Genomic DNA, 23,412 nt, shown 5'->3' on the forward strand with positions numbered 1-23,412 from the left:
CCGGAGGAGAACGCCTTGAGTACGGGACCCGGAGCAGACTCCGCACCCGCACCCGCACCCGATGACTACGAAGAAGAAGAGGAGAGCAGCAGACGCGGCACCTTCAGCTCGCTGAGGATCCGCAACTACCGGCTCTTCGCCGGCGGCCAGGTGGTCTCCAACACCGGTACCTGGATGCAGCGCATCGCCCAGGACTGGCTGGTGCTCAGCCTCACCGGGTCCGCCACCGCCGTCGGCATCACGACCGCGCTGCAGTTCCTGCCCATGCTGCTGTTCGGCCTCTACGGCGGCGTCCTCGCCGACCGGCTGCCGAAGCGCAAGCTGCTCCTCGCCACCCAGGCGGCCATGGGCCTCATCGGCCTCGCGCTCGCGGCACTCACGCTGAGCGGAGCCGTGACGGTCTGGCACGTCTACCTGATGGCATTCCTGCTCGGCCTCGCCACCGTCGTCGACAACCCGGCGCGGCAGGTGTTCGTCGCCGAGCTGGTCGGCAAGGAGCAGATGCAGAACGCCGTCAGCCTCAACGCCGCCAACTTCCAGACGGCCCGCCTCCTCGGGCCCGCCGTCGCCGGCGTCCTCATCACCGCCGTGGGCAGCGGCTGGGCGTTCCTGCTGAACGGGCTCTCCTTCATCGCCCCCCTCACCGGGCTGCTGCTCATGCGCACCGCGGAGCTGCACCGCGTCGAGCGCGCGCCGCGCGGCAAGGGGCAGTTGCGCGAGGGCCTGAAGTACGTCGCCGGGCGGCCCGAGCTGCTGTGGCCGATCGTATTGGTCGGCTTCATCGGCACGTTCGGCTACAACTTCCCGATCTGGCTCACGGCGTACGTGGACGAGGTCTTCCACGGCGACGCCGGCACGTACGGGCTGCTGAACTCGCTGATGGCCGCCGGCTCCCTCGGCGGCGCGCTGTTCGCGGCGCGGCGCGGGGTGAGCAGGATGCGGCTGACGGTGCTCGCGGCGCTGGCGTTCGGCGTGCTGGAGATCGTCGCGGCGGTATCGCCGGCGTTCTGGCTCTTCGCGGCGCTGCTGGTGCCGGTGGGCGCGGCCGGGCTGTTCTTCAACACGACCGCGAACGCCAACGTCCAGCTCGCCACCAACGAGGCCATGCGCGGCCGGGTGATGAGCCTGTTCGTCATGGTGTTCGTCGGCGGCACGCCGATCGGCGGGCCGCTCGTCGGCTGGGCGACGGACACGTTCGGCGCCCGGATCGGGTTCCTGACCTGCGGGGTGATATCCGTGCTCGCGGCCGTCACGGTGGGTCTGGTGCTGGCCCGCGTCGGCGGGCTGCGGCTGCGGATAGACCTGCGGCGGGGGCGCAAGCACGTCGCGTTCGTGCCGTCGCAGCGGGCGGAGGAGCTGGCTCCGGCGGCGTAGGCACGGGGGGCATCGGCACCGAAGAGGTTCCGCGGGGGCCTGGTGACCGCTTGTTCCGTTCACCCGGCCCCTGTTCCGTGCACGCGGCCCCTTTCGCCGCGTGCCGCCCCTCCTCAGTCGAACCAGCGGGCCTCCGCCAGCTCCCGCGTCCGCGTCGGGTCCTCCAGCAGCGCCGCCGCCTCGAACCGCCGCTGCCACTGGCCCGTCGCCCACGCCAGACCGGCCGCCAGGCCCTCCATCGTCGCCGCGTGGACGGTGCCGTCGGGGGTGCGGCGCCAGTCGAGTTCGGTGCCGCCGGCGGTCAGGTGCCCGTGTTCCTCGTACGTCGCCGGGGTGTCAGGACCGAGCAGGTCCCGTACGGGCCGCGGGACCTCGCGGGTCTCGCCCGCCGTCTCCACCGGGGCCTCGTACGCCTCCGTCAGCCGCCGCACCTGGAGCAGCTCCCCCAGCGCCGCCGCCTGCCCCGGGGCGACCGGGAGCAGCGGTTGCGCGGTGGCCAGCGGCACCAGGTCGGGGGCGTCCGCGACGAGGGCTTCGCCGGCCGGTACCACCTCCGTGGTGCCGTCGCGGACCGCGCGGAGGTCGTCCGGGAGGGTGACGTCCGCGGGGTCGAGATCGGCGAGGAGGGTGTACAGGGCGTGGAGTTGCCCCGGGGCGACGTCGTGGGCGGGGTCGGCGAGGCGGGCGAGGAGTTCCGCGGCGCCGCCCGGTTCGCCGAGGAGCGCGGCGGCGGACGTGCGTACGCCCAGGGCGCGCAGGACCTGTTCGTCGCCGACGGCGGAGGCGTCGGCCGCCTCGTACAGCCCGGTGAGCAGCGGGTCGCCGCCCGCGGCGCGGAGTCCCGCGGGCGGGCGGCCGTCGAGTACGGGGTTGCCGCGCAGCCACCAGGCGGTGTACGGGCGCACGGGATACGCCTCGCCGTTCGGCAGCAGGACGCGCGCCGAGCGCGTCAGCGCCTCGCGCAGCGGCGGGCGGGACAGCAGCGCGAGGGCCTGCGGCCAGTGCGCGTCGTCCACGAGCTCCAGGTCCCGTACGCCCACCAGTTCGGTGAGCACCGGCGGGACGGGGGTCTCCGGGAGTTGGTCGAGGACGTCCTCGCACCACACGTCGACCGCGTCGAGCAGCCCGGCGTCGTCCGCTTCGGGGTAGGGGGTGTCGCGGGGCTCCAGCTCGTCGGGGTCGAGGACGACGTCCTCGGCGCGTACGAGCACGAAGTCCGCCTGCACCCCCACCGCCGTCAGCGGCTCCTCCCCCCACCGCTCGACCAGGTCCGCGGCGCAGTACGCCAGTTCACCCGGTCGGATGACGGCGGCGAACGGGCTGCCGGGGTAGACGAGTTCCCCGGCGGGAGCGGGGTCGCCGTCCTCGTCGGGCAGCGCGAGGGCGGCCAGCCACGGTTCGTCGCCCGGCGCCAGGTGCGCGTCGCGGACCAGCCCGAGGACGATGTCCGCCAGCTCCTCCGGACCCGGCGCGCCCTGCTCGGGCCCCTCGTCGAACCACACCTCCCCCGCGTCCAGCGACCCCGCCACCGCCGCCCGCACCTGCGGCGTCGTCAGCACGGCGCGCGGCGTGGCCGGGACGGCGCCGAGCCGTTCCAGCACGGGGTGGGCGGCGACCGGGTCGGCGACGCGCAGCCCGAGCCGGGCGAGCCGGGCGGACCGCCCGCCGGTGCCGCTGTCCCCCGTGCCGCCGGTGTCGCCGGCCGGCAGCAGCACCTGCCGCGGGCCGACGACGACGCGGCCGTCGGCGAGGGGCACCGGCAGGCCGCCCAGCTCCTCCGGATCGGTGCCGGCGAGGGAGCCGTAGAGGCCGTGCCACCAGGCGGCGGGGCGCTCCACGCTCGCCAGCCGCTCGACCAGCTCGCCCAGCGGGACGCGGGAGACGCCGAGGGTGCGCAGTTCGCCGCGGCGCTCCAGACCGGCGGGCAGCAGGTGCGGGAAGACGTCGCCGAGCCGGCGCACCGTCTCGGCGCCCGCGCCCTCGGCGAGGAGCGCGTCGCGGGGGCGCAGCGGCTGCGGTGTGGCGCCCTCCTCGGGTGCGGCGGGGGGCAGGAACGCGACGTCGGGCAGGAGCCGCAGGATGCCGGCGCGCAGGGCGCCGTCCAGCTCGCCGCGGCCGAGGGGGCCGGGGACGAGGTCGATGGTGCCGGGGCTCAGCGGGGCCCAGTCGGCGAGGAGGCCGGCGTAGGCGTCGGCGGCGCGGTCGACGAGGTAGGCGGTGAGCGGCCCCGGGGCGAGGTGGCGGCGGGTGGGTTCGAGCGGGAAGGAGGCGATGAGCAGGGCGGGGACGCCGAGGGGTTCGTCGGTGGGGGTGGGGGCGTGGAGCACGGGGGCGGTGACGGGCGCGGCGGGCGCGCCGTCGCCGTCCACGGGGACGGCCCAGGTGACGGTCCAGGTGGGGCGGAGGCGTTCCTCCACGGGGCGGTCGGCGAGGAGGTGGGGGTCGAGCCGCCCCGCGGCGGTGCGGGTGCGGTAGCGGGTGGCGGCGGGGCGGGGGGCGGTCGCGGGTTCGGCCGCGGTGTCACCGTCCGTACGGCCCGTGTCCTCGACGACCGTGTACGGGCCGTCCTCGCGGCGGCGCAGCGTGCGTACGCCCTCGGGCGTCTCCACGACGACCTCGGCGAGGCCCGGCAGGGCGAGCAGCAGGGCGTCGTCGATGCCGCCGAGCAGCCGGCGGGCCAGAGCGGCGGCGGCCGCGTCGCGCAGCGGCAGGCGGACGGCGGTGTCGTACCCCTCGGGTACGGCCGGGGCGTCGGCCTCCGCGAGGGGCAGGGGGAGGCGGAGGAGGGGGACGTGGCCGTCGCGGCGGGCGGCTTCGTCGGCGAGCGCGGGGTTGCGCTCGGCGGTCGTACGGACCAGCTCCCGCGCCTCCGCCAGCGACCACCGCACGCGGGCGCCGCCGCGGGAGGCGACCGCGGGCGCGTCGCTGACGGCCAGCACGGCGGAGAAGCCCACGCCGAACCGCCCGACGGCCTCCTCGGTGTCCTCGCCGCGCTTGGCGGAGGCCCGCAGCGTCGACAACGACTCGATTCCGGCGGCGTCGAGGGGCGCCCCGGTGTTGACGACGGTCAGCACCCATTCCCGGCCGGCGCCCTCGTCGACCGGCCGCGCTTCTCCGGCGTCCTCGGCCGGCCCGCCGGGACCGCCGCCGGAGGCGGCCTCCGTCAGCGTCAGCCTCAGGCGGCCCGCCGCGCCTTCGCGGGCGGCGGCGTCCGCCGCGTTCTGGGCCAGCTCGACCACCAGGCGGTCGCGGTAGCCGCCGAGCGCCAGGTCTTCCTCCGCGTTGGCGTCCTCCCGGAAACGCGCGGGCGAGGCCGCCCAGGCGTCGAGCGCCGCGGTACGCAGCCGGGCGGTCGGGTCGGCCACGGGGTCCAGGGGGTCCAGGGGGTCCACTGAGGCTCCTTGTCGCGGGAGGTGCCGGTCCGCCGCAGCGTATGCGGTCCCCCGCCGCGTCCGCGCGCCGCACCGGCCACCGCGCCCGCGGCGGTGCCCCGGGCGGTGTGCGCGGGGGCGAGGGGCCGGCCGCGCGCGCGGTACGGTCGACTGGTCAACAGCGCACGGCCGTAGGGGATTCGGTGGGCATCGAGAGCGACCAGCTCGTATACGACTACCTGAGCCGCGTCGGCGACATCGCGCAGCAGCGTGCCCTGCCCTCCGGGCAGCGCATGCGGCTGGTCAACGAACTGCGGGCCAGCATCGACAAGGTGCGCGCCGCCGAGGGCGCGCACAGCGTGTCCGCGGTGAAGCAGGTGCTCGCCCGGTTCGGCAGTCCAGGCGACATCGTCGAGGCCGCCAAGCGGGACCCCGCCTCCGCGGTGCCGGAGGTGGCGGTGCAGCCCGGGGAGCCGCCGGGCGGTGGCGGCGGGCTGGCATCGCGGCTGCCCCGGCCGCGGGTCGGCGGGTCCGAGCGGTGGCTGGGGCGGCTGCCCCGGCCACGTGCCGGCGGCGGCGAGGCGGGCGGCAGTCCGGGCGGCCGGGAGCCGGAGCGGGCCGCGCCCGAGGTGCCCGGGACGGCGCCCGGGGACTTCACCCCGCCCGCCGAGCCGCCGCCCACCGCCGCGGCCCCGCCGCACCTCGCGGGCGAGGACGAACTCGACCCCACGCACGCCGATCCCGACTGGTGGCGCGTGGAGCCCGCGCCGTTCGCAGGACCGATGCCCGGCGCCGGCAGCGGCGCCGACAACGTGCCGGGGTTCACCGGCGGCATCGAACTCCCGGAGCTCTTCCAGCGGCCGGACCAGCAGGACGGCGACGAGGAGGAGAAGGGCGCGCAGAAGGGCGGCGGCACCGGCGCCATGGGCCGGGCCGCCCGCGCCGCGAAGGCCGCCAGGGAGGCGAACGCCGCGCGCGCGGCCCGCGCCGCCAAGGCCAAGCAGGCCCGGCGGGAGGCCGCGGAGGCCGGGGAAGAGGAGGCGTACGAGGACGAGGAACCCTCGTCCCCGAGCCGCCGCTCCACGGCCACCCGCGAACTCCTGCGCAGCGCCGGGCTGATGGAGGTGCTGGCGATGGGCGCGCTGCTGGGCGGCGCCGCGCTCGACCAGTGGATGGCGTCGGTCGTCGGCTGGGCCCTGGTGTACACCTCGCGGCGGCTGTCGATGACGGAGAAGAAGTGGGCCGCGCTCGGGGTGCCGGGCACGGTGGGGGCCGCCGGGCTGGTGTGGCTGTGGGGGCGGGCTCAGGAGCGGTGGGGCGAGCCGCTGAAGGAGGGGACCCTGGGGCAGGAGTTCTCGGACATGCTGCCCACGCTGGTCCGGTTGGCGGCGGTCGCCTCGACGCTCTTCCTGCTGTGGCGGGCGCGCCGGCGGCTGCGGAAGTAGGTCCGCGCGTACGGAACGGAGGGGACGCCTGCGGGCGTGGGCCCCGGGGAGAGCGCCGCGACCGTGGGCGCGTCCCCCGGCGAACGGCCGCGGGCCATCCTCCTGTCCTGACGGAATCGGCGGCAGGCAGAATCGAGGGGTGCGTACTCATTCCCCGCCGCCGTCTTTCACGGTCGGCTTCGACCTGGACATGACCCTCATCGACTCCCGGCCGGGGATCAAGGCGGTGTACGAGGCGATCGTCGCCGAGACCGGCGTGTACGTCGACACCGACCTCGTGACCTCCCGCCTCGGCCCGCCGGTGGAGAGCGAGCTGGCGAACTGGTTCCCCGCCGACCGCGTGGCCGCCCTCGGCGACCGCTACCGCGCCCTCTACCCCGACCACGGCATAACCCCCACCGCAGCCCTGCCCGGCGCCGCCGCGGCGATCGCGGCGGTGCAGGCGGCGGGCGGCCGGGCGCTCGTGGTCACCGCCAAGAGCCGGCCGCTGGCGAAGCTGCACATCGACCACCTGGGCCTGGCCCCGGACGCGGTGGTCGGCGGGCTGTGGGCGGACGCGAAGGCGGAGGCGCTCACCGAGTACGGGGCGTCGGCGTACGTCGGCGACCACGTCGGCGACGTCGCGGGGGCGCGGGCGGCGCGGGTGCTGTCGGTGGCGGTGGCCACGGGGCCGTGCCCGGCGGCGGAGCTGCGGGCGGCGGGGGCGGATGTCGTGCTGCCGGACCTGACGGCGTTCCCGGGGTGGCTGGCGGAGCACCGGGCGGGGGCGGCGGGCGGCTGAGGCGCCCGTACGCGAGGGGCCGCCCGCCTCTGCGCCGTCCGCCGGATGTCTGCGCCGCCGCGGCTCCGCGGCAGGGTCCGCGCTACGGCGCCGCCTGCCGGGCCTCGCGCCGGGACGCCGACGCGGAGCGGAAGAGCCCGGCAAGCGCGAGCCCGAAGCCGACGCCCATCAGCATCGACACGAGATACGCGGCCGTCGGCAGCGGGTCCGTTCCGATGAAGAACGGGACGAAAGTGACGAAGGTGCCGAGTGCGCCGACGAGGAAGACGATCGCCCCGGCGCGGACGAGGAGATCCCCGGGGCGGGAGGTTCCGGTGTTCACGCAACCAGGGTAGGCGGCGCGCCCGGAGGCCGGATTGTGCGCTGAGGAAGCACCCGGCGACATCTTGTCACCGGGCGGGGGACCATTAGCCTTGAGGTGGCGGGTCACTGGACCCGCTCTCCTGCTCTTTCACGGCAGCGAGTACGAAAACGAAGACAGGGCGACGACACGTGCCTACCGGCAAAGTCAAGTGGTTCAACAGCGAGAAGGGCTTCGGCTTCCTCTCCCGCGACGACGGCGGTGACGTCTTCGTGCACTCGTCGGTGCTGCCGGACGGGGTGGAGACGCTCCGGCCGGGTCAGCGCGTCGAGTTCGGCGTGGTGGCCGGGCAGCGCGGCGACCAGGCGCTGTCCGTGACGCTGCTGGACCCCACCCCGTCGGTCGCGGCCGCGCAGCGGCGCAAGCCGGACGAGCTGGCGTCGATCGTGCAGGATCTGACGACGCTGCTGGAGAGCGTGACGCAGCAGCTCGAACGCGGCCGGTACCCGGACAAGGCACACGGCCGCAAGATCGCCGGGATGCTCCGGGCCGTCGCCGATCAGCTGGACGTCTGAGGGGGCGGCGGGGACGGACGCGCCGGCGCCTTCGGCCCGTAGCGGCTGCTACGGGAACGCCAGCGCGTCCGGGGCGACGGGCGGCACCAGGCCCTCCGCCGCCGCCCGGGTGAGCAGACCGCGCACGGCCGCATAGCCGTCCTCGCCGAGGTCGGCGGTGAACTCGTTGACGTACAGGCCGATGTGCTGGTCCGCCACCGCGGGGTCCAGCTCCTGCGCGTGCTCCCGCACGTACGCCCGCGACGCCTCCGGGTCCTCCCACGCCATCCGCACCGAGGTGCGGGCGGCGGCGGCGAGCGCGTGCAGCGTGTCCGCGCCGAGGGCGCGGCGGGCGACGATGGCGCCGAGGGGGATGGGCAGGCCGGTGGTGGCCTCCCAGTGCTCGCCCATGTCGGCGAGGCGGTGGAGGCCGTAACCCTGATAGGTGAAGCGGGCCTCGTGAATCACGAGCCCGGCGTCGACCTTGCCGTCGCGGACGGCGGGCATGATCTCGTGGAACGGCATGACGACGACCTCGCCGACCCCGCCCGGCACTTCCGCCGCGGCCCAGAGCCGGAAGAGCAGGTAGGCCGTCGACCGCTCGCTGGGCACGGCGACGGTGCGGCCGGCGAGGTCGGCGGGGCGCTGCGCGCCGGCGGTGAGCACCAGGGGCCCGCAGGCCCGGCCGAGGGCGCCGCCGCAGGGCAGGAGGGCGTAGCGGTCGAGGACGTAGGGGAGGACGGCGTAGGAGACCTTGAGGACGTCGGACTCGCCGCGCTCGGCCATGCCGTTGGTGAGGTGGATGTCGGCGAAGGTGACGTCGAGGGGCGGGGCGCCGGGGACGAGGCCGTGGGCCCAGGCGTGGAAGACGAAGGTGTCGTTGGGGCAGGGGGAGTAGGCGATCCGGAGCGGCTGGTCGCTCGGGGTGCCCGGCGAGGTCATCGGGGCTCCTCTCCGTCGGGTCGAGCGGGGTGGGCGGCCGGGCCGGCGGCGGGATCGGCGGGGGCCACGTCGGCGGCCGGTGCGTCGCCCTCGGCGAGGTCGGGCCGGGCCGCGAGGTCGGGCACGGCGGCGACGTCCGGGAGTTCACCGAAGGCGGGGAGGGCCGCGAAGGCGGCCGTGAGGGCGTTCAGCGCCTCCGGGATGCGCCAGGCGGCGCGGTCGCGGGGGCCCACGGCGTTGGACACCGCGCGGATCTCCAGGACCGGGACGCCGTGCCGGGTGGCGGCCTCGGCGACGCCGAAGCCCTCCATCGCCTCGGCCGCGGCGCGCGGATGGCGGCGGCGCAGCTCGGCGGCGCGCCCGGCGGAGCCGGTGACGGTGGACACGGTCAGCACCGTACCCAGCACCGCGCCGGCCGCCTCCGCCGCGGCCCGCGCCGCGGCCGGCGGCGGCCGGTGGGCGACGGCACCGAAGCCCAGCTCGGTGACGGGCACGAACCCGTCCGGTGTCTCCGCACCCAGGTCGGCGGCCACGATCTCGTCCGCCACGACCACCCCGCCCACGGGGGCGACGCCCGCGAAGCCGCCGCCGATCCCGGCGGCGATGACGAGGTCGTACGGAACGGGCGCCGCGGCCAGCGCGCCGGCGGCCCCCGCGGCGGCGGCAGCGGGCCCCACGCCGCCGATCACGACGTCGTACCCCCGCCCGCCCCGCTCGACGGCCTCGGCCTCGGCGGCAACGGCGACCACCACCAGCACCCGCGCACCGGACACCGCGTCTCCGCCCGGCACCGCACCACTCCCACGCACCCGCCCAAGGGTAGGCCGCCCCGCCGACAGAACACGTCCGCCGCCGGGCTCCCCCGCGCCGCCGCCGGGCATCACCGCCGCCCGGCCGTCAGTACTGCTTCCGCTTCAGGTCGAAGCTCCACGCGCCCTTGTAGTTGCCCTCGTCGTCGATCTCCACGATCCCGACCTTCGCCTTGTCGCTCTGCACCGGCGGCTGCCCCGGCTGGGACTGCGCCTCGAAGAACTGGTCCCCGCTGTACGTCACATACGTGTGCTTGCTCGGCTGCGACGTCACCGGCCGGCCGTCCACGAAGAGCACCCACCCGTTGTCCGCGATCTCCGGCTCCACGCCGATCCTGACCCGGTCGCCGCTGTCCACCGTGATCGACTTCTCCGCGCGCTCCGAGATGCAGGACTCCAGCTCCTCGTTGGAGATGTCCTTGCCGTCGTCGTAGCACTGCGCCTCCGCGCTCGCCGTCCGGTCGTCCACCGTGATCTGCGCCACCGGCGTCGGCTTCTCGCACGCGGACAGGGCGAAGGCGGAGACGACGACGGCACCGAGAGCCACCGCGCCGCGGCGGCTGCGGAGGCCGCGGGCACGGGAGAACACGGTGGTGGCGGGCGCTTTGGTCATGCGGGCAGGCTACCTGCCGGCCCCGGTCAGGCCACGCGCGGGTGCGGCGTGCCGTGCCGGGCCGCGGTGAGCAGCCCTCGTACGGTCGCCGCAAGCCCGACCGCGACGACGGCCGCGCCCGCGGCCATGCCGCCGACCCCGTTCAGCGGCAGCAGGATGCCGATCGCGCCGCCCGCGACCCACGACAACTGGATCACCGTCTCGGAGCGCGCGAACGCCGACGTGCGCACATACTCCGGTACGTCCCGCTGGATCAGCGCGTCCAGCGACAGCTTCGCCAGCGACTGCGCGAACCCCGCCATCGCCGCGACGCAGATCAGCAGCGGCAGCGAGTAGAAGACCGCCGCCAGCACCGTCGTCGTCAGGGCGAGGGTGAGCAGCAGGGCGATCAGCTTCTCCGGTCCGCGCGAGCGCAGCCAGGAGCCGATGACCGAGCCCAGCGCGTTGCCCGTGCCGGCGGCGACCGCCGCCATGCCGAGCGCCAGCTCCGGGCGCAGCCCGCCGGGCGGGTTGTCGCGCAGGAGGAAGGCCAGGAAGAGCGTCATCAGCCCCGACAGCACCCGCAGCGCGGAGTTGGCCTGGAGCGCGTGCAGCACCGAGGGTCCCACGGAGCGCAGCCCCGGCTTCTGCGGCGTCCGCAGCCGGCCCTCCTCGCCCGACGCCAACCGCGCCTTGCCCTCGCCGCGCGCCGAGTCCACCGCGTGCGGCATCCGGAACGCCAGGAAGACGCCGAAGCCGAAGATGACCATCGCCCCGTAGAGCGGGAAGCCGGGGCCGATGAAGTGCAGCAGCCCGCCGACCGGTGCGGCGATGCCGGTGGCGAGCAGCCCGGCGAGCGTCACCCGGCTGTTTGCCTTCACCAGCGAGATGCGCCGCGGCAGCAGCCGCGGCACGACGGCCGAGCGCACCACCCCGTACGACTTGGAGCACACCAGCACCCCGAGGGCCGCCGGATAGAGGCTCAGGTCACCGGTCTTCACCGCCCCCGACAGCACCAGCGCCAGCAGCAGCCGCGCCAGCATCGTGCCGGCCATCGCGGCGCGGCGGCCGTGCGGGATGCGGTCCAGCAGCGGGCCGACGACGGGGGCGAGCACGGCGAAGGGCGCCATCGTGATGGCCAGGTAGAGCGCGACCCGGCCGCGGGCCTCGTCCGTGGGCACGGAGAAGAACACCGTCGACGCCAGCGCGATGGTGATCATCATGTCCCCGGCGGCGTTGACCATGTGCAGCTCCATCAGCCGCCCGAGGCCCGACTCCCCCGCTCCCTGCGCGTCCGTGGCCCGCCGGATCCGCCGCCCCGCGCCGACCACCGGCCGCCGCACGGCACGGCCGACCGCCCGGCCCGCCTGCTGCAGCGGGCCGGCCACGGGAGCCGTCCGGTCTTCGACCACCTCGCCATAGTGCCCGCATGCGGGACCGTAGGGCGAGAACCCGGCGGGGGCGCATGCGGTCATCCGGGGTGCCGCGGGTGGTCCGTACGGGGCACGGGGCAGGCCGGCCGGGGGCGCAGGGGCGCGGCGGGGGCCCATGGCGGCCGGTGGGCGTACGGACCCGGCGCGCGCCAGGTAGGGTGAACGACGCGCCTCTGTGTGTCGTGAGGATACGAGCGTTGACGCGGCCCCCTGTCCGCTCCCTCGGCTCCCCCGCCCGACCGGCCGTCCGTACCGAAAGACTGTGAGCCAGATGAGCCCTGCGAACAGCCCCGCCAAGACGACCGCCGTGCGCGGTGCCGCGGTGCGCAGCCGCGTCACCCCCGACCAGCAGTGCGCCGACGCCGTCGACCTCGCCCGTGCGGCGGCCGAGGAGGCCGCGGGCGCGGAGCAGGTCGGCGAGCACATCGGCGTCACCGCCGACGACACGCGTGTGGTGACCCACCTCTTCGAGTGCCGGCTGCCCGGCTACCGCGGCTGGCGCTGGGCGGTGACCGTTGCGAGGGCGTCCCGCGCGCGGACGGTCACGCTTGACGAAACGGTGCTGCTGCCGGGCCCTGACGCGCTGCTGGCGCCGGAGTGGGTGCCGTGGCATGAGCGGCTGCGCCCCGGCGACCTGGGCCCCGGCGACCTGCTGCCGACGGAGGACCAGGACCTGCGGCTGGAGCCGGGCCTCGCGGTGGGCGACGAGGAGCTGGAGCCGGCCGAGGCCGAGGAGCGGGCCGTGGCCGGCGAGGCCGCCGCGGAGGGCGCGGAAGGCGCCGGGATGGAGGCACGCCCGGTCGCCGCGGCGGCGCCGCCCGGCGGCGTACCGCGGCGTGCGGAGATCGGCGCCCTCGCCGACGAACTCGGCATGACCCGCCACCGGGTGCTCTCCCGCTACGGGCTGCACACCGCCGCGGACCGCTGGGAGGACGAGTACGGCCCCAAGACGCCGATGGCGCAGGCCGCGCCCGCGTCCTGCGTGAGCTGCGGCTTCCTCATGCCGATCGCGGGCTCGCTGCGCCGCGCCTTCGGCGTGTGCGCGAACGAGTTCTCCCCGGCGGACGGCCACGTGGTCTCGCTCGCGTACGGCTGCGGCGGCCACTCGGAGGCGGCGGTGATGCCGAAGCCGATCGAACCGGCACCGCCGGTGCTGGACACGATGGGCGCGGACCCGACCTTCTAGGGCCCGTCCGACCCCCGCCGTACGGTCGCCGCCTCCCGCCGGAGGCGGTGCCGCGCACCGCCAACGCCGGCTCCGTCCGGTGCCGTACGTCCGGCGAGGACTACTGTGGAGCGGATGACGACCGGCAACCCCGCCCGGACCCTCGCCGAGGAGCTCCGCGGCCGACCGGACACCGCGCTGGCCGGGCTGCTCCGCGCCCGGCCCGATCTGCTCACCCCCGTACCGGGCGACCTGACCCAGCTCGCCACCCGCGCCGGCACCCGCGCCTCCGTCGTCCGCGCGCTGGAACGGCTCGACCGGTTCACGCAGCAGACCGCCCAGGCGCTCGCGGTCGCGCCCGACCCGTGCCCGTACGACGTGCTGGCCGGGCTGATGGGCGACGAGCACGACACCGTGGCCGCGCTGCCGCGCGCCGTCGCCGAACTGCGGGCGCAGGCGCTGGTGTGGGGGGACGAACAGCGGCTGCGGCTGGTGCGTACGGCGCGGGAGCTGCTGACGCCGCAGGCGTCCGGGTCGGCCACCGGCCTGGGGCCCGCCGCCGCGGAGGTGGCGACGGGGATGTCGCCGGGGCGACTACAGCAGGTACTGGCGAACGCGGGACTGCCGGCGACACACGACCCCGTCTCGGCCGCGGAGTCGCTGACCGCGCTCTTCTCCGACCCCCGGCGGATGGCGGACCTGCTGGACCAGGCGCCGCCGGAGGCCGTGACGGTACTGGGGCGGCTGACGTGGGGCCCGCCGTACGGCACGGTGTCGGCGCAGCCGCCCGCACACGTGCGGTGGCTGCTGGACCGGGGGCTGCTGCTGCCGACCGCGCCGGGCAGCGTGCTGCTACCGCGCGAGGTGGCGCTGCACCTGTGCGACGGGCGGGCGCACCGCAGCGTGGCGGCGGTGCCGCCGGAGCCGGTGGCGGCCGGGACGTACGGGATGCGGGTCGTCGACGCGACGGCAGCCGGGCAGGCGGCGGTAGCCGTCGAGACGGTCGAGGAACTGCTCGGCCAGTGGGCGACGGCGAGCCCGCCGGTGCTGCGGGCCGGCGGCCTGGCCGTACGGGACCTGAAGCGGACGGCGACAGCGCTGGACGTCGCGGAGCCGCAGGCGGCGTTCTGGGTGGAACTGGCCTACGGGGCCGGGCTGCTGGCCTCGGACGGGGAGACCGACGAGCGGTACGCGCCGACGCCGGCGTACGACGAGTGGCAGGCGCTGCCGGCGGCCGAGCGGTGGGCGGAGCTGGCGGCGGCGTGGCTGGCGGCGACGCGGACGCCGGGGCTGGTCGGCGGCCGGGACGGCAAGGGCCGGGCGCTCTCGGCACTCGGCGAGGGCCTGGACCGCGGCGCGGCACCGGAGGTGCGCCGCGCGGTGCTGGGGCTGCTCGCGGGGCTCCCGGAGGGCACGGCGGCGACGCCGGACTCTGTGGTGGCCCGCCTCCGCTGGGAACGCCCCCCGCGCGGCGGAGGCGCGGCGGAGGGCGAGGAGGAGGACCTGCGCACGCGGCTGGCCCGCTGGACGCTGGAGGAGGCCGAACTCCTGGGCGTCACGGGCCGCGGCGCCCTGGCCACCCACGGCCGCGCCCTGCTGAGCCCCCCGGAAGAGGAGGGCCCACCGCCGGCCGCACCGGAAGCGGACACCGCCGACGCCGCACCCCCACCTCCCCCACGCACCCGCCCAAGGGTAGGCCGCCCCTCCGACAATCACCCCGCTCCACCCCTCGCCACCAGCACCGACGCCCCCGCCACACCCGCCACCGGCGCCACGCCCGCCGCCGGCGCCACGCCCGCCGCCGGACTCCCCACCGAAGCCCCGCGGCACCCCGCCCCCGCCACCCCCGCGGAAGCCCGCGCCGCCGCCCTCCGGGCCGCCCGCGCGCTCGCGCCGCTCCTCCCCCCGCCCGTCGACCACGTGCTCCTCCAGGCGGACCTCACCGCCATCGCCCCCGGCCCCCTCAAGCGCGAACTCGCCGCCGTGCTCGGCGTGCTCGCCGAGGTCGAGTCCAAGGGCGGCGCCACCGTCTACCGCTTCACGCAGAGCTCCGTACGCCGCGCCCTCGACGCCGGGCGGTCCGCCGCCGAGCTGCACGACTTCCTCACCGCCCACTCCCGCACCCCCGTGCCGCAGCCGCTCAGCTACCTCATCGACGACGTCGCCCGCAAGCACGGCCGGCTGCGGATCGGCGCCGCCGGCGCGTATCTGCGCTGCGACGACGACGCGCTCCTCGCCGAGATCGTCGCCGACCGGCGCGCCGCGGAACTGCGGCTGCGCCACCTCGCGCCCACCGTCCTCGTCTCCCCCACCCCGCCCGACGTGCTGCTGGCCCGGCTCCGCGAGATGGGCTACGCCCCCGCCGCCGAGTCGCCCGACGGCGCCGTCCTCGTCGCCCGCGCCGCCGCCCACCGCACCCCGCCCCGTACGCCGCCCGCGCCCGTCCCCGACGGCCCGCCCGCCCCGGACACCGCCCTCCTCGCGGCGGCCGTCCGCGCCGTACGGGCCGGAGACCGCGCCGCCACCGCCCCCCTCCGCGCCCCCCAGACCCCGCAGGACCCCCGGGCCGCGGAAACCCCGCGGGCCCCGGACGCACCCCAGACGCAAGCCCCCGGCGGCCTCCCCCGCACCCCCTCCGCCGAGACCCTCGCCGTCCTCCAGGCCGCCGTCCTCGGCAACGCCGCCGTCTGGATCGGCTACGTCAACGCCGACGGCGCCGCCAGCCAGCGCGTCATCGCCCCCGTCCGCGTCGAAGGCGGCTACGTCACCGCGTACGACCACACCGCCGACGAGGTACGCAGCTACCCCCTCCACCGCATCACCGGCGCCGCGGAACTCGCCGACGATCCCACCTGAAGCACCGCGCGGCAGCACCCGGGCGTGCCTTGACCCTCACACCGTGTCAGCCCCTCCACTGGAGTACGTCATGTTCACCATCGGAGAGTTCGCCCGCCACGGCCGCGTCTCGGTCCGCATGCTGCGCCACTACGACGCCCTCGGCCTGCTGCGCCCCGCCCGCGTCGACCCGCACAGCGGCTACCGCAGCTACGAGGCCGCCCAGCTCAGCCGCCTCAACCGCGTCGTCGCGCTCAGGGACCTCGGCTTCAGCCTCGGCCAGATCGGTTCGATACTGGACGAGAAGCCGACCGCCGAGGAGCTGCGCGGCATGCTGCGGCTGCGCCGCGCGGAGCTGGAGACCGCCGCCGCGGACGCGGTACGGCGGCTCGCCGGGGTGGAGGCGCGGCTCCGTACGATCGAGAGCGAGGGCCGCATGTCCGCCACCGACGTCGTCCTGAAGTCCGTCCCCGCCGTCCGGGTCGCCGAGCTGAGCGGCAGCGCCGCGAGCTTCGAGCCCGCCGACATCGGTCCGGTGATCCAGCCGCTCTACGACGAGCTGTGCCGCCGCCTCGACGCCGCGGGGGTCACGGTCACGGGCCCCGGCGTCGCCTGGTACGAGGACGCGCCCGACGGCACCCTCACCGTCCACGCGGGGCTCCAGGTCGGCGTCGAGCCCTCGCCGGCGTACGACTTCACGGTCACCGACCTCCCGCCGCTCGGCACCGCGGCCACCGTCGTCCACCACGGCGACATGGACGCCGTGCTGCCGACCGTCCAGGCCCTCGGCGCCTGGATCGACGAGAACGGCTACCGCTCCACCGGCTACGCCCGCGAGCTGTACCTCGAAGTCCCCGAGTCCCACGCCGACTGGGTCACCGAACTCCAGGAACCGGTCACCCCCGCCTGACGCCCGCCGGCCCGGCACCCGCCACGCCCGGACGGCGCCCCACCCCGTCCGGGCCACGCACCGCCCCGTACTCCCGTACCGCGATCCGCGCCAGCTTCGTCAGCATCATCCCGTTGCGGACCGCGACCAGGTAGTCCACCGGCAGCCCGTGCATCCTCGTCCCCGGTCCGCGCAGGGGGTGCCGGTCCAGGAAGAAGAGCGTGTTCCCGCCCCACGGCTCCAGCCGCATCGCAGACCCGCTCGGGGGGTCGGAATCAGACGGCGGCTGCGTGCCACGGCCGGCCTCCTTCGACGTCGTCCCGGCGGTCGTCCGCGTGGCCGGTCACGGAGGAGGCGTCGCCGCCGATTCTCCGTAGGCTGAGATCAGGACCAGTCGGACCCGAGAAAGGTACTGCTATGGCGGACGCGAAGAAGGCAGCCACGGCCGACGGCGGCGAGTCCGGCGAAGGCTTCACCGAGGCGGAGATCGCGGCCATGAAGGAGCGCGCCAAGGAGATCAGGAAGACCAGGCGCGGCGGCCCCAGGGCCGACCCGGTGGCAGAGCTGCTGGAGAAGATCGCCGAGATGCCCGAGTCCGACCGGGTCCTCGCCGGGAGGCTGCACACCCTCATCACCGAAGCGGCTCCCGATCTGTCGCCGCGGCTCTGGTACGGGATGCCCGCGTACGCCGCCGGCGCCAGGAACGGCAAGGGCGGAAAGATCGTCTGCTTCGTGCAGGCCGCGGAGAAGTTCGGCTCGCGCTACCTCACCCTCGGCTTCAACGACGCCGCCCACCTCGACGACGGCACCATGTGGCCCACCTCCTTCGCCCTTACCGACCTGACGCCCGCCCACGAGAAGACCGTCACCGAACTGGTGAAGAAGGCCATGAGCTGAGGCCCGGCCCCCCGCCCGTCCGGCCGCCCGTGGCCCGTGGCACAGGCCGCCGGCGCGCGCCGCACGGTGTCGCCGCCGCGAGGTAGACTTCCCTGTTTCCCGCGTATCCCCCGGGCCCCGGGGGTCCCCGGACCGGGCGCGGCAGCAGCGGCAGCAGTGGGAGGAGGTCCGCATGTCCTGCCTGATCGTGCAGTCGGACAAGACGCTCCTGCTGGAAGTGGACCACGAGCTGGCGGGGGAGTGCCGGCGCGCCATCGCGCCCTTCGCCGAGCTGGAGCGCGCCCCCGAGCACATCCACACCTACCGCGTCACCCCCCTCGGCCTGTGGAACGCGCGCGCCGCGGGACACGACGCCGAGCAGGTCGTCGACGCCCTCGTCACCTACTCCCGCTACCCCGTGCCGCACGCGCTCCTCGTCGACATCGCCGAGACCATGGCGCGCTACGGGCGGCTGACCCTCACCAAGGACCCCGCCCACGGCCTCGTGCTGTCCACCACCGACCGGCCGGTGCTGGAGGAGATCCTGCGGTCCAAGCGGATCCAGCCCCTGGTCGGCGCCCGGCTCGACGACGACACCGTCGCCGTCCACCCCTCCGAGCGCGGGCAGATCAAGCAGGCGCTGCTGAAGCTCGGCTGGCCCGCCGAGGACCTCGCGGGGTACGTGGACGGGGAAGCCCACCCCATCGCGCTGGTCGAGGAGGGCTGGGGGCTGCGCCCGTACCAGAAACAGGCCGTCGAGGGCTTCTGGCACGGCGGCTCCGGCGTCGTCGTGCTGCCCTGCGGGGCCGGCAAGACCCTCGTCGGCGCCGGGGCCATGGCCGAGGCGCAGGCCACCACGCTGATCCTCGTCACGAACACCGTCGCCGCCCGGCAGTGGAAGAGCGAACTGCTGCGCCGCACGTCGCTCACCGAGCACGAGATCGGCGAGTACAGCGGCGCCCGCAAGGAGATCCGGCCCGTCACGATCGCCACGTACCAGGTGCTGACCACCCGCCGCAAAGGCGTCTACCCGCACCTGGAGCTCTTCGACTCCCGCGACTGGGGCCTCATCGTCTACGACGAGGTGCACCTGCTGCCCGCGCCCGTCTTCAAGTTCACCGCCGACCTCCAGGCCCGCCGCCGGCTCGGGCTCACGGCCACGCTCGTACGCGAGGACGGCCGCGAGTCCGACGTCTTCTCGCTCATCGGCCCCAAGCGCTTCGACGCCCCGTGGAAGGAGATCGAGGCGCAGGGCTACATCGCGCCCGCCGACTGCGTCGAGGTGCGGGTGAACCTCACCGACGCCGAACGGCTCGCCTACGCCACCGCGGAGGCCGAGGAGAAGTACCGCTTCTGCGCCACGACCGACACCAAGCGCAAGATCGCCGAAGCGCTCGTCGCCCGGCACACGGGCGAACAGACGCTCGTCATCGGCCAGTACATCGACCAGCTCGACGAGCTGGGCGAGCACCTCGACGCGCCCGTCATCAAGGGCGAGACGACCAACGCCCGGCGGGAGAAGCTCTTCGACGCCTTCCGCAGCGGCGAGATAAGCGTCCTCGTGGTGTCGAAAGTCGCGAACTTCTCCGTCGACCTGCCGGAGGCGACGGTCGCCATCCAGGTCTCCGGCACCTTCGGCTCCCGGCAGGAGGAGGCGCAGCGGCTCGGCCGCGTGCTGCGGCCCAAGGAAGACGGGCACGAGGCACGGTTCTACTCGCTCGTCGCCCGCGACACCATCGACCAGGACTTCGCCGCCCACCGGCAGCGGTTCCTCGCCGAGCAGGGGTACGCGTACCGGATCGTGGACGCGGACGACGTCCTCGCCGGCGACGACGCCTGACGGCGGGCATCGACCGCCTTCCCGCCCTACGCGGTGGGCGTACGCGGCCGGGAGTCACCCCGCAGGCCGCCGCCGTCAGGCCGTCGTGTACCCGTACGCCAGCATCGCGTACGTCACCGCCGGCACCGCCAGCATCCCCAGCACCAGCGCCACCCCCCGCCGCTCCCGCCCCGTCTCCGCCAGCCGCCGCCCCACCGACTGCGCGACCGCGCCCGCCACCAGCAGCGTCAGCACCCCCAGGCCCAGCCCCGCCGCCGAGGCGGCGCTCATCTCCTGGATGCGGTCGCACGGGCCCGTGTGGTCCGGCGGCCCGCAGTACTCCCTCTCGCCGCGGAAGAGCGGGATCATCAGCGCCATCAACGCCGCGGGCAACGCCCCCAGCGCGTACGCCATCTGCCCCAGCGTCGTCGTCACGCCCACCCACGGCGGGCGGCTCAGCAGCGGCGGCTCCCCCAGTGACATCCGTATCCCCCTTTGGACACACCTGCTGCCCCAAGGAGACGTGCCGAACGGAGAAGGGGTTCCCACGGCCCGGCCCCTCCCCCCGCGGTGGGGCCGGGGCCGCGGGAAGCGCGGCGGGCCGGGGACGGTGCCCCGGCCCGGAGAACCGGGCGGGCGTATCCGTCAGGCGTAGAACGCCGGGCGCTCCACGAGGTCCACGTCCACCACCGCGCCCGTCCGCTGCGCCTCGACCGTCGCCGCCGCGACCGCCGTGGCGGCGTAACCGTCCCAGGCGCTCGGGCCCGTGGCCGCGCCCGCGGCCACCGAGTCGACCCACGCCTGCACCTCCACGTCGAACGCCTCCGCGAAGCGCCCGCCCCACTCCTGGTCGATCTCCGTGCCCACCCGCGCCGCCGCACGCACCTGGGCGCGCGCCGGGTCCGGCAGCCGGATCAGGCCCGTCTCGCCGACCGTCTCGCACTGGATGTCGTACCCGTACTGGCAGTTGACGAAGACCTCCAGGTCGATACGGACCCCGCCGGCCGTCTCGAAGAGCATGAACTGCGGGTCCCGCAGGTGCGGGAACCGGCGCTCCGTGGCGCGCCCCAGGATGACCTGCGCCGACACGATCTCGTCGTCCAGCAGCCAGCGGGCCGCGTCGATCTCGTGCACGCCCGTGTCCTGCGCCGCCATCTCGGTCGTGTACCGCTCGGGCGCCGACCGGTTGCGGTGCGCGCAGTGCATCATCAGCGGCCGGCCGATGCCGCCGTCGGCGATGACGCGCTTCAGCTCCCGGTAGCCCGGGTCGTAGCGGCGCATGAACCCGACCTGCACCAGCCGCCGCCCGAACGCCTCCTCCGCGGCCAGCACGCGCAGCGCGTCCTCCGCCGTGGTCGCCAGCGGCTTCTCGCAGAGCACCGGCTTGCCCGCGGCGATCGCGGCCAGCACGTGCTCGGCGTGCGCGGCGTGCCAGGACGACACCAGCACCGCGTCCACGTCGTCCGCGGCGATCAGCGAGCCCGCGATGTCGGCGGCGTCGGCGACCCGCGCACCGCCCGCCTCCGCCGCCGCCTTCTCCGCCAGCGCCGCGTCGATGTCGGCGACGGCGCTCACGCGGGCACCGCTGATGACGCGGCTGATGCGCTCGATGTGCTCGCGGCCGATGGCGCCGGTGCCGACGACTCCGATGCGTACGGTCATGACTTCTTGCTCCTCGGTACTGGTTCTCAGCGGGCCTTTTCAGCGGGGGCGGCGCGTGCCGCTCAGGCCGACACCCGCCAGGTAGTCGCGGGTCCGGACCGCGATCGGCAGCGGCACGTCGGGCTCGCACGGCCACAGGTCCTGCTCGACGACCACGAACAGCTCCGCGTCCAGCCCCGACAGCGCCTCGACGATGTCCCCCGGGTTCGGCACGCCCGCGGGCGGCTCCACGGCCACGCCGCGGCTGACCGCCTCGCTGAACGACAGGTTCTCGGCCCGGACCTGCTCGATGATCACCGGGTCCATCTGCTTGATGTGGACGTAGCCGATGCGCTCGGCGTAGCGGCGGATGAGGTCGAGGTTGTCGCCACCGCCGTACGCGACGTGGCCGGTGTCCAGGCAGAGGTTGGCGTAGCGGGAGTCGGTGGCGTTCAGGAAGCGCTCGATCTCCGGCTGCGTCTGGATGTGGCTGTCGGCGTGCGGGTGGACGACCAGGCGGACGTCGTAGTCGTCCAGGAGGATCCTGCCCAGGTCGTCGGCGGCCTTGCCGAGCGCCGTCCACTGCGCGGCCGTCAGCTCCGGCGGCTCGGTGAAGTCACCGGTCTTCTCGTCGCGGTACAGCGGCGGGATGAGCACGAGGTGGTGGGCGCCGGTGGCGGCGGTCAGCTCGGCGACGCGGCGGACGTCGGCCAGCGTCTCGTCCCACTCGGCGGGGCGGTGCAGGGCGCCGAAGATCGTGCCGCCGGAGACCTGGAGGCCGCGCTCGGCGAGTTCGCCGGCGAGGCGCTGCGGGTCGGTGGGCAGGTAGCCGTACGGGCCCAGCTCCAGCCACTTGTAGCCGGTCCCGGCCAGCTCGTCGAGGAAGCGGGTGTACGGGACCTGGTGCTCCTCCTCGGGGAACCAGACCCCCCAGGAGCAGGGGGCGGAGCCCAGGCACAGGTTGCCGGCGGCGGGGCGCGGGGCTCCGGGTGCGTTCGTCATGAGGGTGCGGCCTCTCGGTGGTCGTGGCTCGTAACGGGCTGCGGGGCGGGTCAGTTGGCGGTCGGGAACGCGAACGCCGCGCCGCGGGCCGCCGGGTTGCCGCCTGCCGGCCAGCGGGTCGTGACGACCTTCGGGCGGGTGTAGAAGCGCACGCCCTCCGGGCCGTGCACGGGGCTGTCGCCGATGAGCGAGTCCTTCCAGCCGCCGAAGGAGTACGCGGCCATCGGCACCGGCACCGGCACGTTGATGCCGACCATCCCGACGTGCACCCCGCGCTGGAAGCGCCGGGCCGCGCCGCCGTCGCCGGTGAAGAGCGCGGTGCCGTTGCCGTACGGGTTGGCGTTGATGAGCGCGATCGCCTCGTCCAGGGTGGCGACGCGGATCACCGCGAGCACCGGGCCGAAGATCTCCGTGCGGTACGCGTCCATCGCCGCGCTGACGTGGTCCAGCAGCGTCGGTCCGGTGAAGAACCCCTCCTCGTGCCCGGCGACCTTCAGGTCCCGGCCGTCGACCACGACCGTCGCGCCCTGCGCCGCCGCCGAGGCGACGGCCCCGCTGACGCGCTCCTGTGCGGCGCGGGTGACGAGCGGGCCCATCTCGCTGGCCGGGTCGTCGCCGGGGCCGACGCGCACCGCGCGCGCCTTCCGCTCCAGCACCTCGACCAGCGGATCCGCCGCGTCCCCGACCGCGACGGCGACGGAGATCGCCATGCAGCGCTCGCCCGCGGAGCCGTAGGCGGCGGCGACGAGCTGGTCGGAGGCGTACTCCAGGTCCGCGTCCGGCAGCACGACGGCGTGGTTCTTCGCGCCGCCGAGCGCCTGGACGCGCTTGCCCGCGGCGGTGCCGCGCTCGTGCACGTACGTGGCGATGGGCGTGGAGCCGACGAAGGAGACGGCGGCGATGCCGGGGTGGTCGAGGAGGGCGTCGACGGCGGTCTTGTCGCCGTGGACGACGTTGAAGACGCCGTCGGGCAGCCCGGCGTCCGCGTAGAGCCGGGCGATCAGGTTGGAGGCGGACGGGTCGCGCTCGCTGGGCTTGAGCACGAAGGTGTTGCCGGTGGCGATGGCGATGGGGTGCATCCACAGGGGCACCATCGCGGGGAAGTTGAACGGGGTGATGCCCGCGCAGACGCCCAGCGGCTCACGGAAGGAGAGGACGTCGACGCCGCGCGAGTACTGGTCGGAGTAGCCGCCCTTGAGGGCGTCGGCTATCCCGCAGGCGTACTCGACGACCTCCCGGCCGCGGACGATCTCGCCGCGGGCGTCGGAGATGATCTTGCCGTGCTGGGCGGAGATGACGCGGGCCAGCTCGTCCTCGTGCCGGACCAGCAGCTCGCGGAAGGCGAACATGACGCGCATCCGCTGGGAGAGCGAGCTGTCGCGCCAGGTGTCGTACGCCTTGGCGGCGGCGTTCACCGCGGCGTCGACGTCGGCGGCCTCGGCGAGCAGGACGCGGGCCTGCTCGCGGCCGGTAGCGGGGTCGTAGACGGGGGCGGTGCGGGAGGCAGCCGAAACGGACGCGGCGGCGCCGCCGGCGATCCAGTGCTCGATCGTGTGCATGAGGGTCTCGCTTAACTTGCCGGG

General features: G+C 75.5%; 19 protein-coding genes and 1 pseudogene. 9 read left to right on the plus strand and 11 right to left on the minus strand.

The window, feature by feature from the left end; genetic code table 11:
* Positions 1-15: 15 nt before the first annotated feature.
* Positions 16-1,374, plus strand: coding sequence for an MFS transporter (locus FB457_RS23610; protein ID WP_047016365.1), 1,359 nt, complete (start codon positions 16-18; stop codon positions 1,372-1,374).
* A gap of 113 nt (positions 1,375-1,487) precedes the next feature.
* Here FB457_RS23610 and FB457_RS36365 read toward each other — a convergent pair whose 3' ends face one another.
* Positions 1,488-4,766: a sacsin N-terminal ATP-binding-like domain-containing protein gene (locus FB457_RS36365; RefSeq protein WP_145783172.1), complete on the minus strand. Its 3,279-nt coding sequence runs from the start codon at positions 4,764-4,766 to the stop codon at positions 1,488-1,490.
* 182 nt (positions 4,767-4,948) lie between these two features.
* Between FB457_RS36365 and FB457_RS23620 the strand changes: the two genes are divergently transcribed.
* Together FB457_RS23620 and FB457_RS23625 are read left to right on the plus strand one after the other, a co-directional pair.
* Positions 4,949-6,190 (plus strand): hypothetical protein, encoded by a 1,242-nt coding sequence (locus FB457_RS23620; RefSeq protein ID WP_145783175.1) that lies wholly within the window; start codon positions 4,949-4,951, stop codon positions 6,188-6,190.
* Between the two features lie 139 nt (positions 6,191-6,329).
* Positions 6,330-6,971: an HAD family hydrolase gene (locus FB457_RS23625; protein WP_301540169.1), complete on the plus strand. Its 642-nt coding sequence runs from the start codon at positions 6,330-6,332 to the stop codon at positions 6,969-6,971.
* An 82-nt stretch (positions 6,972-7,053) separates the two neighbouring features.
* On the opposite strand, the gene FB457_RS23630 is transcribed toward FB457_RS23625, so the two are convergent.
* The gene (locus tag FB457_RS23630; protein WP_047016368.1) at positions 7,054-7,293 is read right to left on the minus strand and encodes a hypothetical protein; all 240 of its coding nucleotides are present in this window, start codon (positions 7,291-7,293) and stop codon (positions 7,054-7,056) included.
* A gap of 170 nt (positions 7,294-7,463) precedes the next feature.
* Here FB457_RS23630 and FB457_RS23635 point away from each other — a divergent pair, with 170 nt between their 5' ends.
* Entirely contained in the window at positions 7,464-7,847 is a 384-nt protein-coding gene (locus FB457_RS23635; RefSeq protein WP_018836124.1) for a cold-shock protein, read from the plus strand.
* Between the two features lie 48 nt (positions 7,848-7,895).
* On the opposite strand, the gene FB457_RS23640 is transcribed toward FB457_RS23635, so the two are convergent.
* The 4 genes from FB457_RS23640 to FB457_RS23655 form a co-directional block, all read right to left on the minus strand.
* Positions 7,896-8,768: an MqnA/MqnD/SBP family protein gene (locus FB457_RS23640; protein WP_145783177.1), complete on the minus strand. Its 873-nt coding sequence runs from the start codon at positions 8,766-8,768 to the stop codon at positions 7,896-7,898.
* A complete protein-coding gene (locus FB457_RS23645) occupies positions 8,765-9,577 on the minus strand; it encodes a futalosine hydrolase (RefSeq protein ID WP_486589115.1) in 813 nt (270 codons plus the stop codon). The genes FB457_RS23640 and FB457_RS23645 overlap by 4 nt, the downstream gene beginning before the upstream one ends.
* A gap of 88 nt (positions 9,578-9,665) precedes the next feature.
* Entirely contained in the window at positions 9,666-10,190 is a 525-nt protein-coding gene (locus tag FB457_RS23650; protein WP_047016370.1) for a hypothetical protein, read from the minus strand.
* A 26-nt stretch (positions 10,191-10,216) separates the two neighbouring features.
* Positions 10,217-11,644, minus strand: a complete 1,428-nt coding sequence (locus tag FB457_RS23655; RefSeq protein WP_486589116.1) for an MFS transporter — start codon at positions 11,642-11,644, stop codon at positions 10,217-10,219.
* A gap of 229 nt (positions 11,645-11,873) precedes the next feature.
* On the opposite strand from FB457_RS23655, the gene FB457_RS23660 reads away from it, so the two are divergent.
* The 3 genes from FB457_RS23660 to FB457_RS23670 all read left to right on the plus strand — a co-directional run bounded on the left by FB457_RS23660 (position 11,874) and on the right by FB457_RS23670 (position 16,512).
* Complete coding sequence (locus FB457_RS23660; RefSeq protein WP_047016372.1) at positions 11,874-12,788, plus strand: DUF3027 domain-containing protein; 915 nt, start codon at positions 11,874-11,876, stop codon at positions 12,786-12,788.
* Positions 12,789-12,902: 114 nt separating this feature from the next.
* Positions 12,903-15,623 carry a helicase-associated domain-containing protein gene (locus FB457_RS23665; protein ID WP_145783181.1) on the plus strand — a complete coding sequence of 907 codons (2,721 nt, stop codon included), beginning with the start codon at positions 12,903-12,905 and terminating at the stop codon, positions 15,621-15,623.
* Between the two features lie 70 nt (positions 15,624-15,693).
* Positions 15,694-16,512 carry a MerR family transcriptional regulator gene (locus tag FB457_RS23670; protein WP_047016374.1) on the plus strand — a complete coding sequence of 273 codons (819 nt, stop codon included), beginning with the start codon at positions 15,694-15,696 and terminating at the stop codon, positions 16,510-16,512.
* Here FB457_RS23670 and FB457_RS23675 read toward each other — a convergent pair.
* Positions 16,499-16,744: pseudogene (locus FB457_RS23675) on the minus strand (SRPBCC family protein); the annotation flags it as partial. The gene FB457_RS23670 and the pseudogene FB457_RS23675 overlap by 14 nt on opposite strands.
* A gap of 164 nt (positions 16,745-16,908) precedes the next feature.
* Between FB457_RS23675 and FB457_RS23680 the strand changes: the two are divergent.
* Together FB457_RS23680 and FB457_RS23685 are read left to right on the plus strand one after the other, a co-directional pair.
* A complete protein-coding gene (locus FB457_RS23680; protein WP_047016375.1) occupies positions 16,909-17,388 on the plus strand; it encodes a DUF1801 domain-containing protein in 480 nt (159 codons plus the stop codon).
* Positions 17,389-17,560: 172 nt separating this feature from the next.
* Positions 17,561-19,207, plus strand: coding sequence for a DNA repair helicase XPB (locus FB457_RS23685; protein ID WP_047016376.1), 1,647 nt, complete (start codon positions 17,561-17,563; stop codon positions 19,205-19,207).
* 75 nt (positions 19,208-19,282) lie between these two features.
* Here FB457_RS23685 and FB457_RS23690 read toward each other — a convergent pair whose 3' ends face one another.
* From FB457_RS23690 to FB457_RS23705, 4 genes are all read right to left on the minus strand, one after another.
* A complete protein-coding gene (locus FB457_RS23690; RefSeq protein WP_047016377.1) occupies positions 19,283-19,669 on the minus strand; it encodes a hypothetical protein in 387 nt (128 codons plus the stop codon).
* Positions 19,670-19,831: 162 nt separating this feature from the next.
* On the minus strand, positions 19,832-20,848 hold the full coding sequence (locus tag FB457_RS23695; protein WP_047016378.1) for a Gfo/Idh/MocA family protein: 1,017 nt from the start codon (positions 20,846-20,848) through the stop codon (positions 19,832-19,834).
* A 39-nt stretch (positions 20,849-20,887) separates the two neighbouring features.
* Positions 20,888-21,829: a TIM barrel protein gene (locus FB457_RS23700; RefSeq protein ID WP_047016379.1), complete on the minus strand. Its 942-nt coding sequence runs from the start codon at positions 21,827-21,829 to the stop codon at positions 20,888-20,890.
* A 50-nt stretch (positions 21,830-21,879) separates the two neighbouring features.
* Positions 21,880-23,388 carry a CoA-acylating methylmalonate-semialdehyde dehydrogenase gene (locus tag FB457_RS23705; RefSeq protein WP_047016380.1) on the minus strand — a complete coding sequence of 503 codons (1,509 nt, stop codon included), beginning with the start codon at positions 23,386-23,388 and terminating at the stop codon, positions 21,880-21,882.
* Between the last annotated feature and the right edge of the window lie 24 nt (positions 23,389-23,412).

The organism is Streptomyces sp. CNZ287 (genome assembly GCF_007827615.1).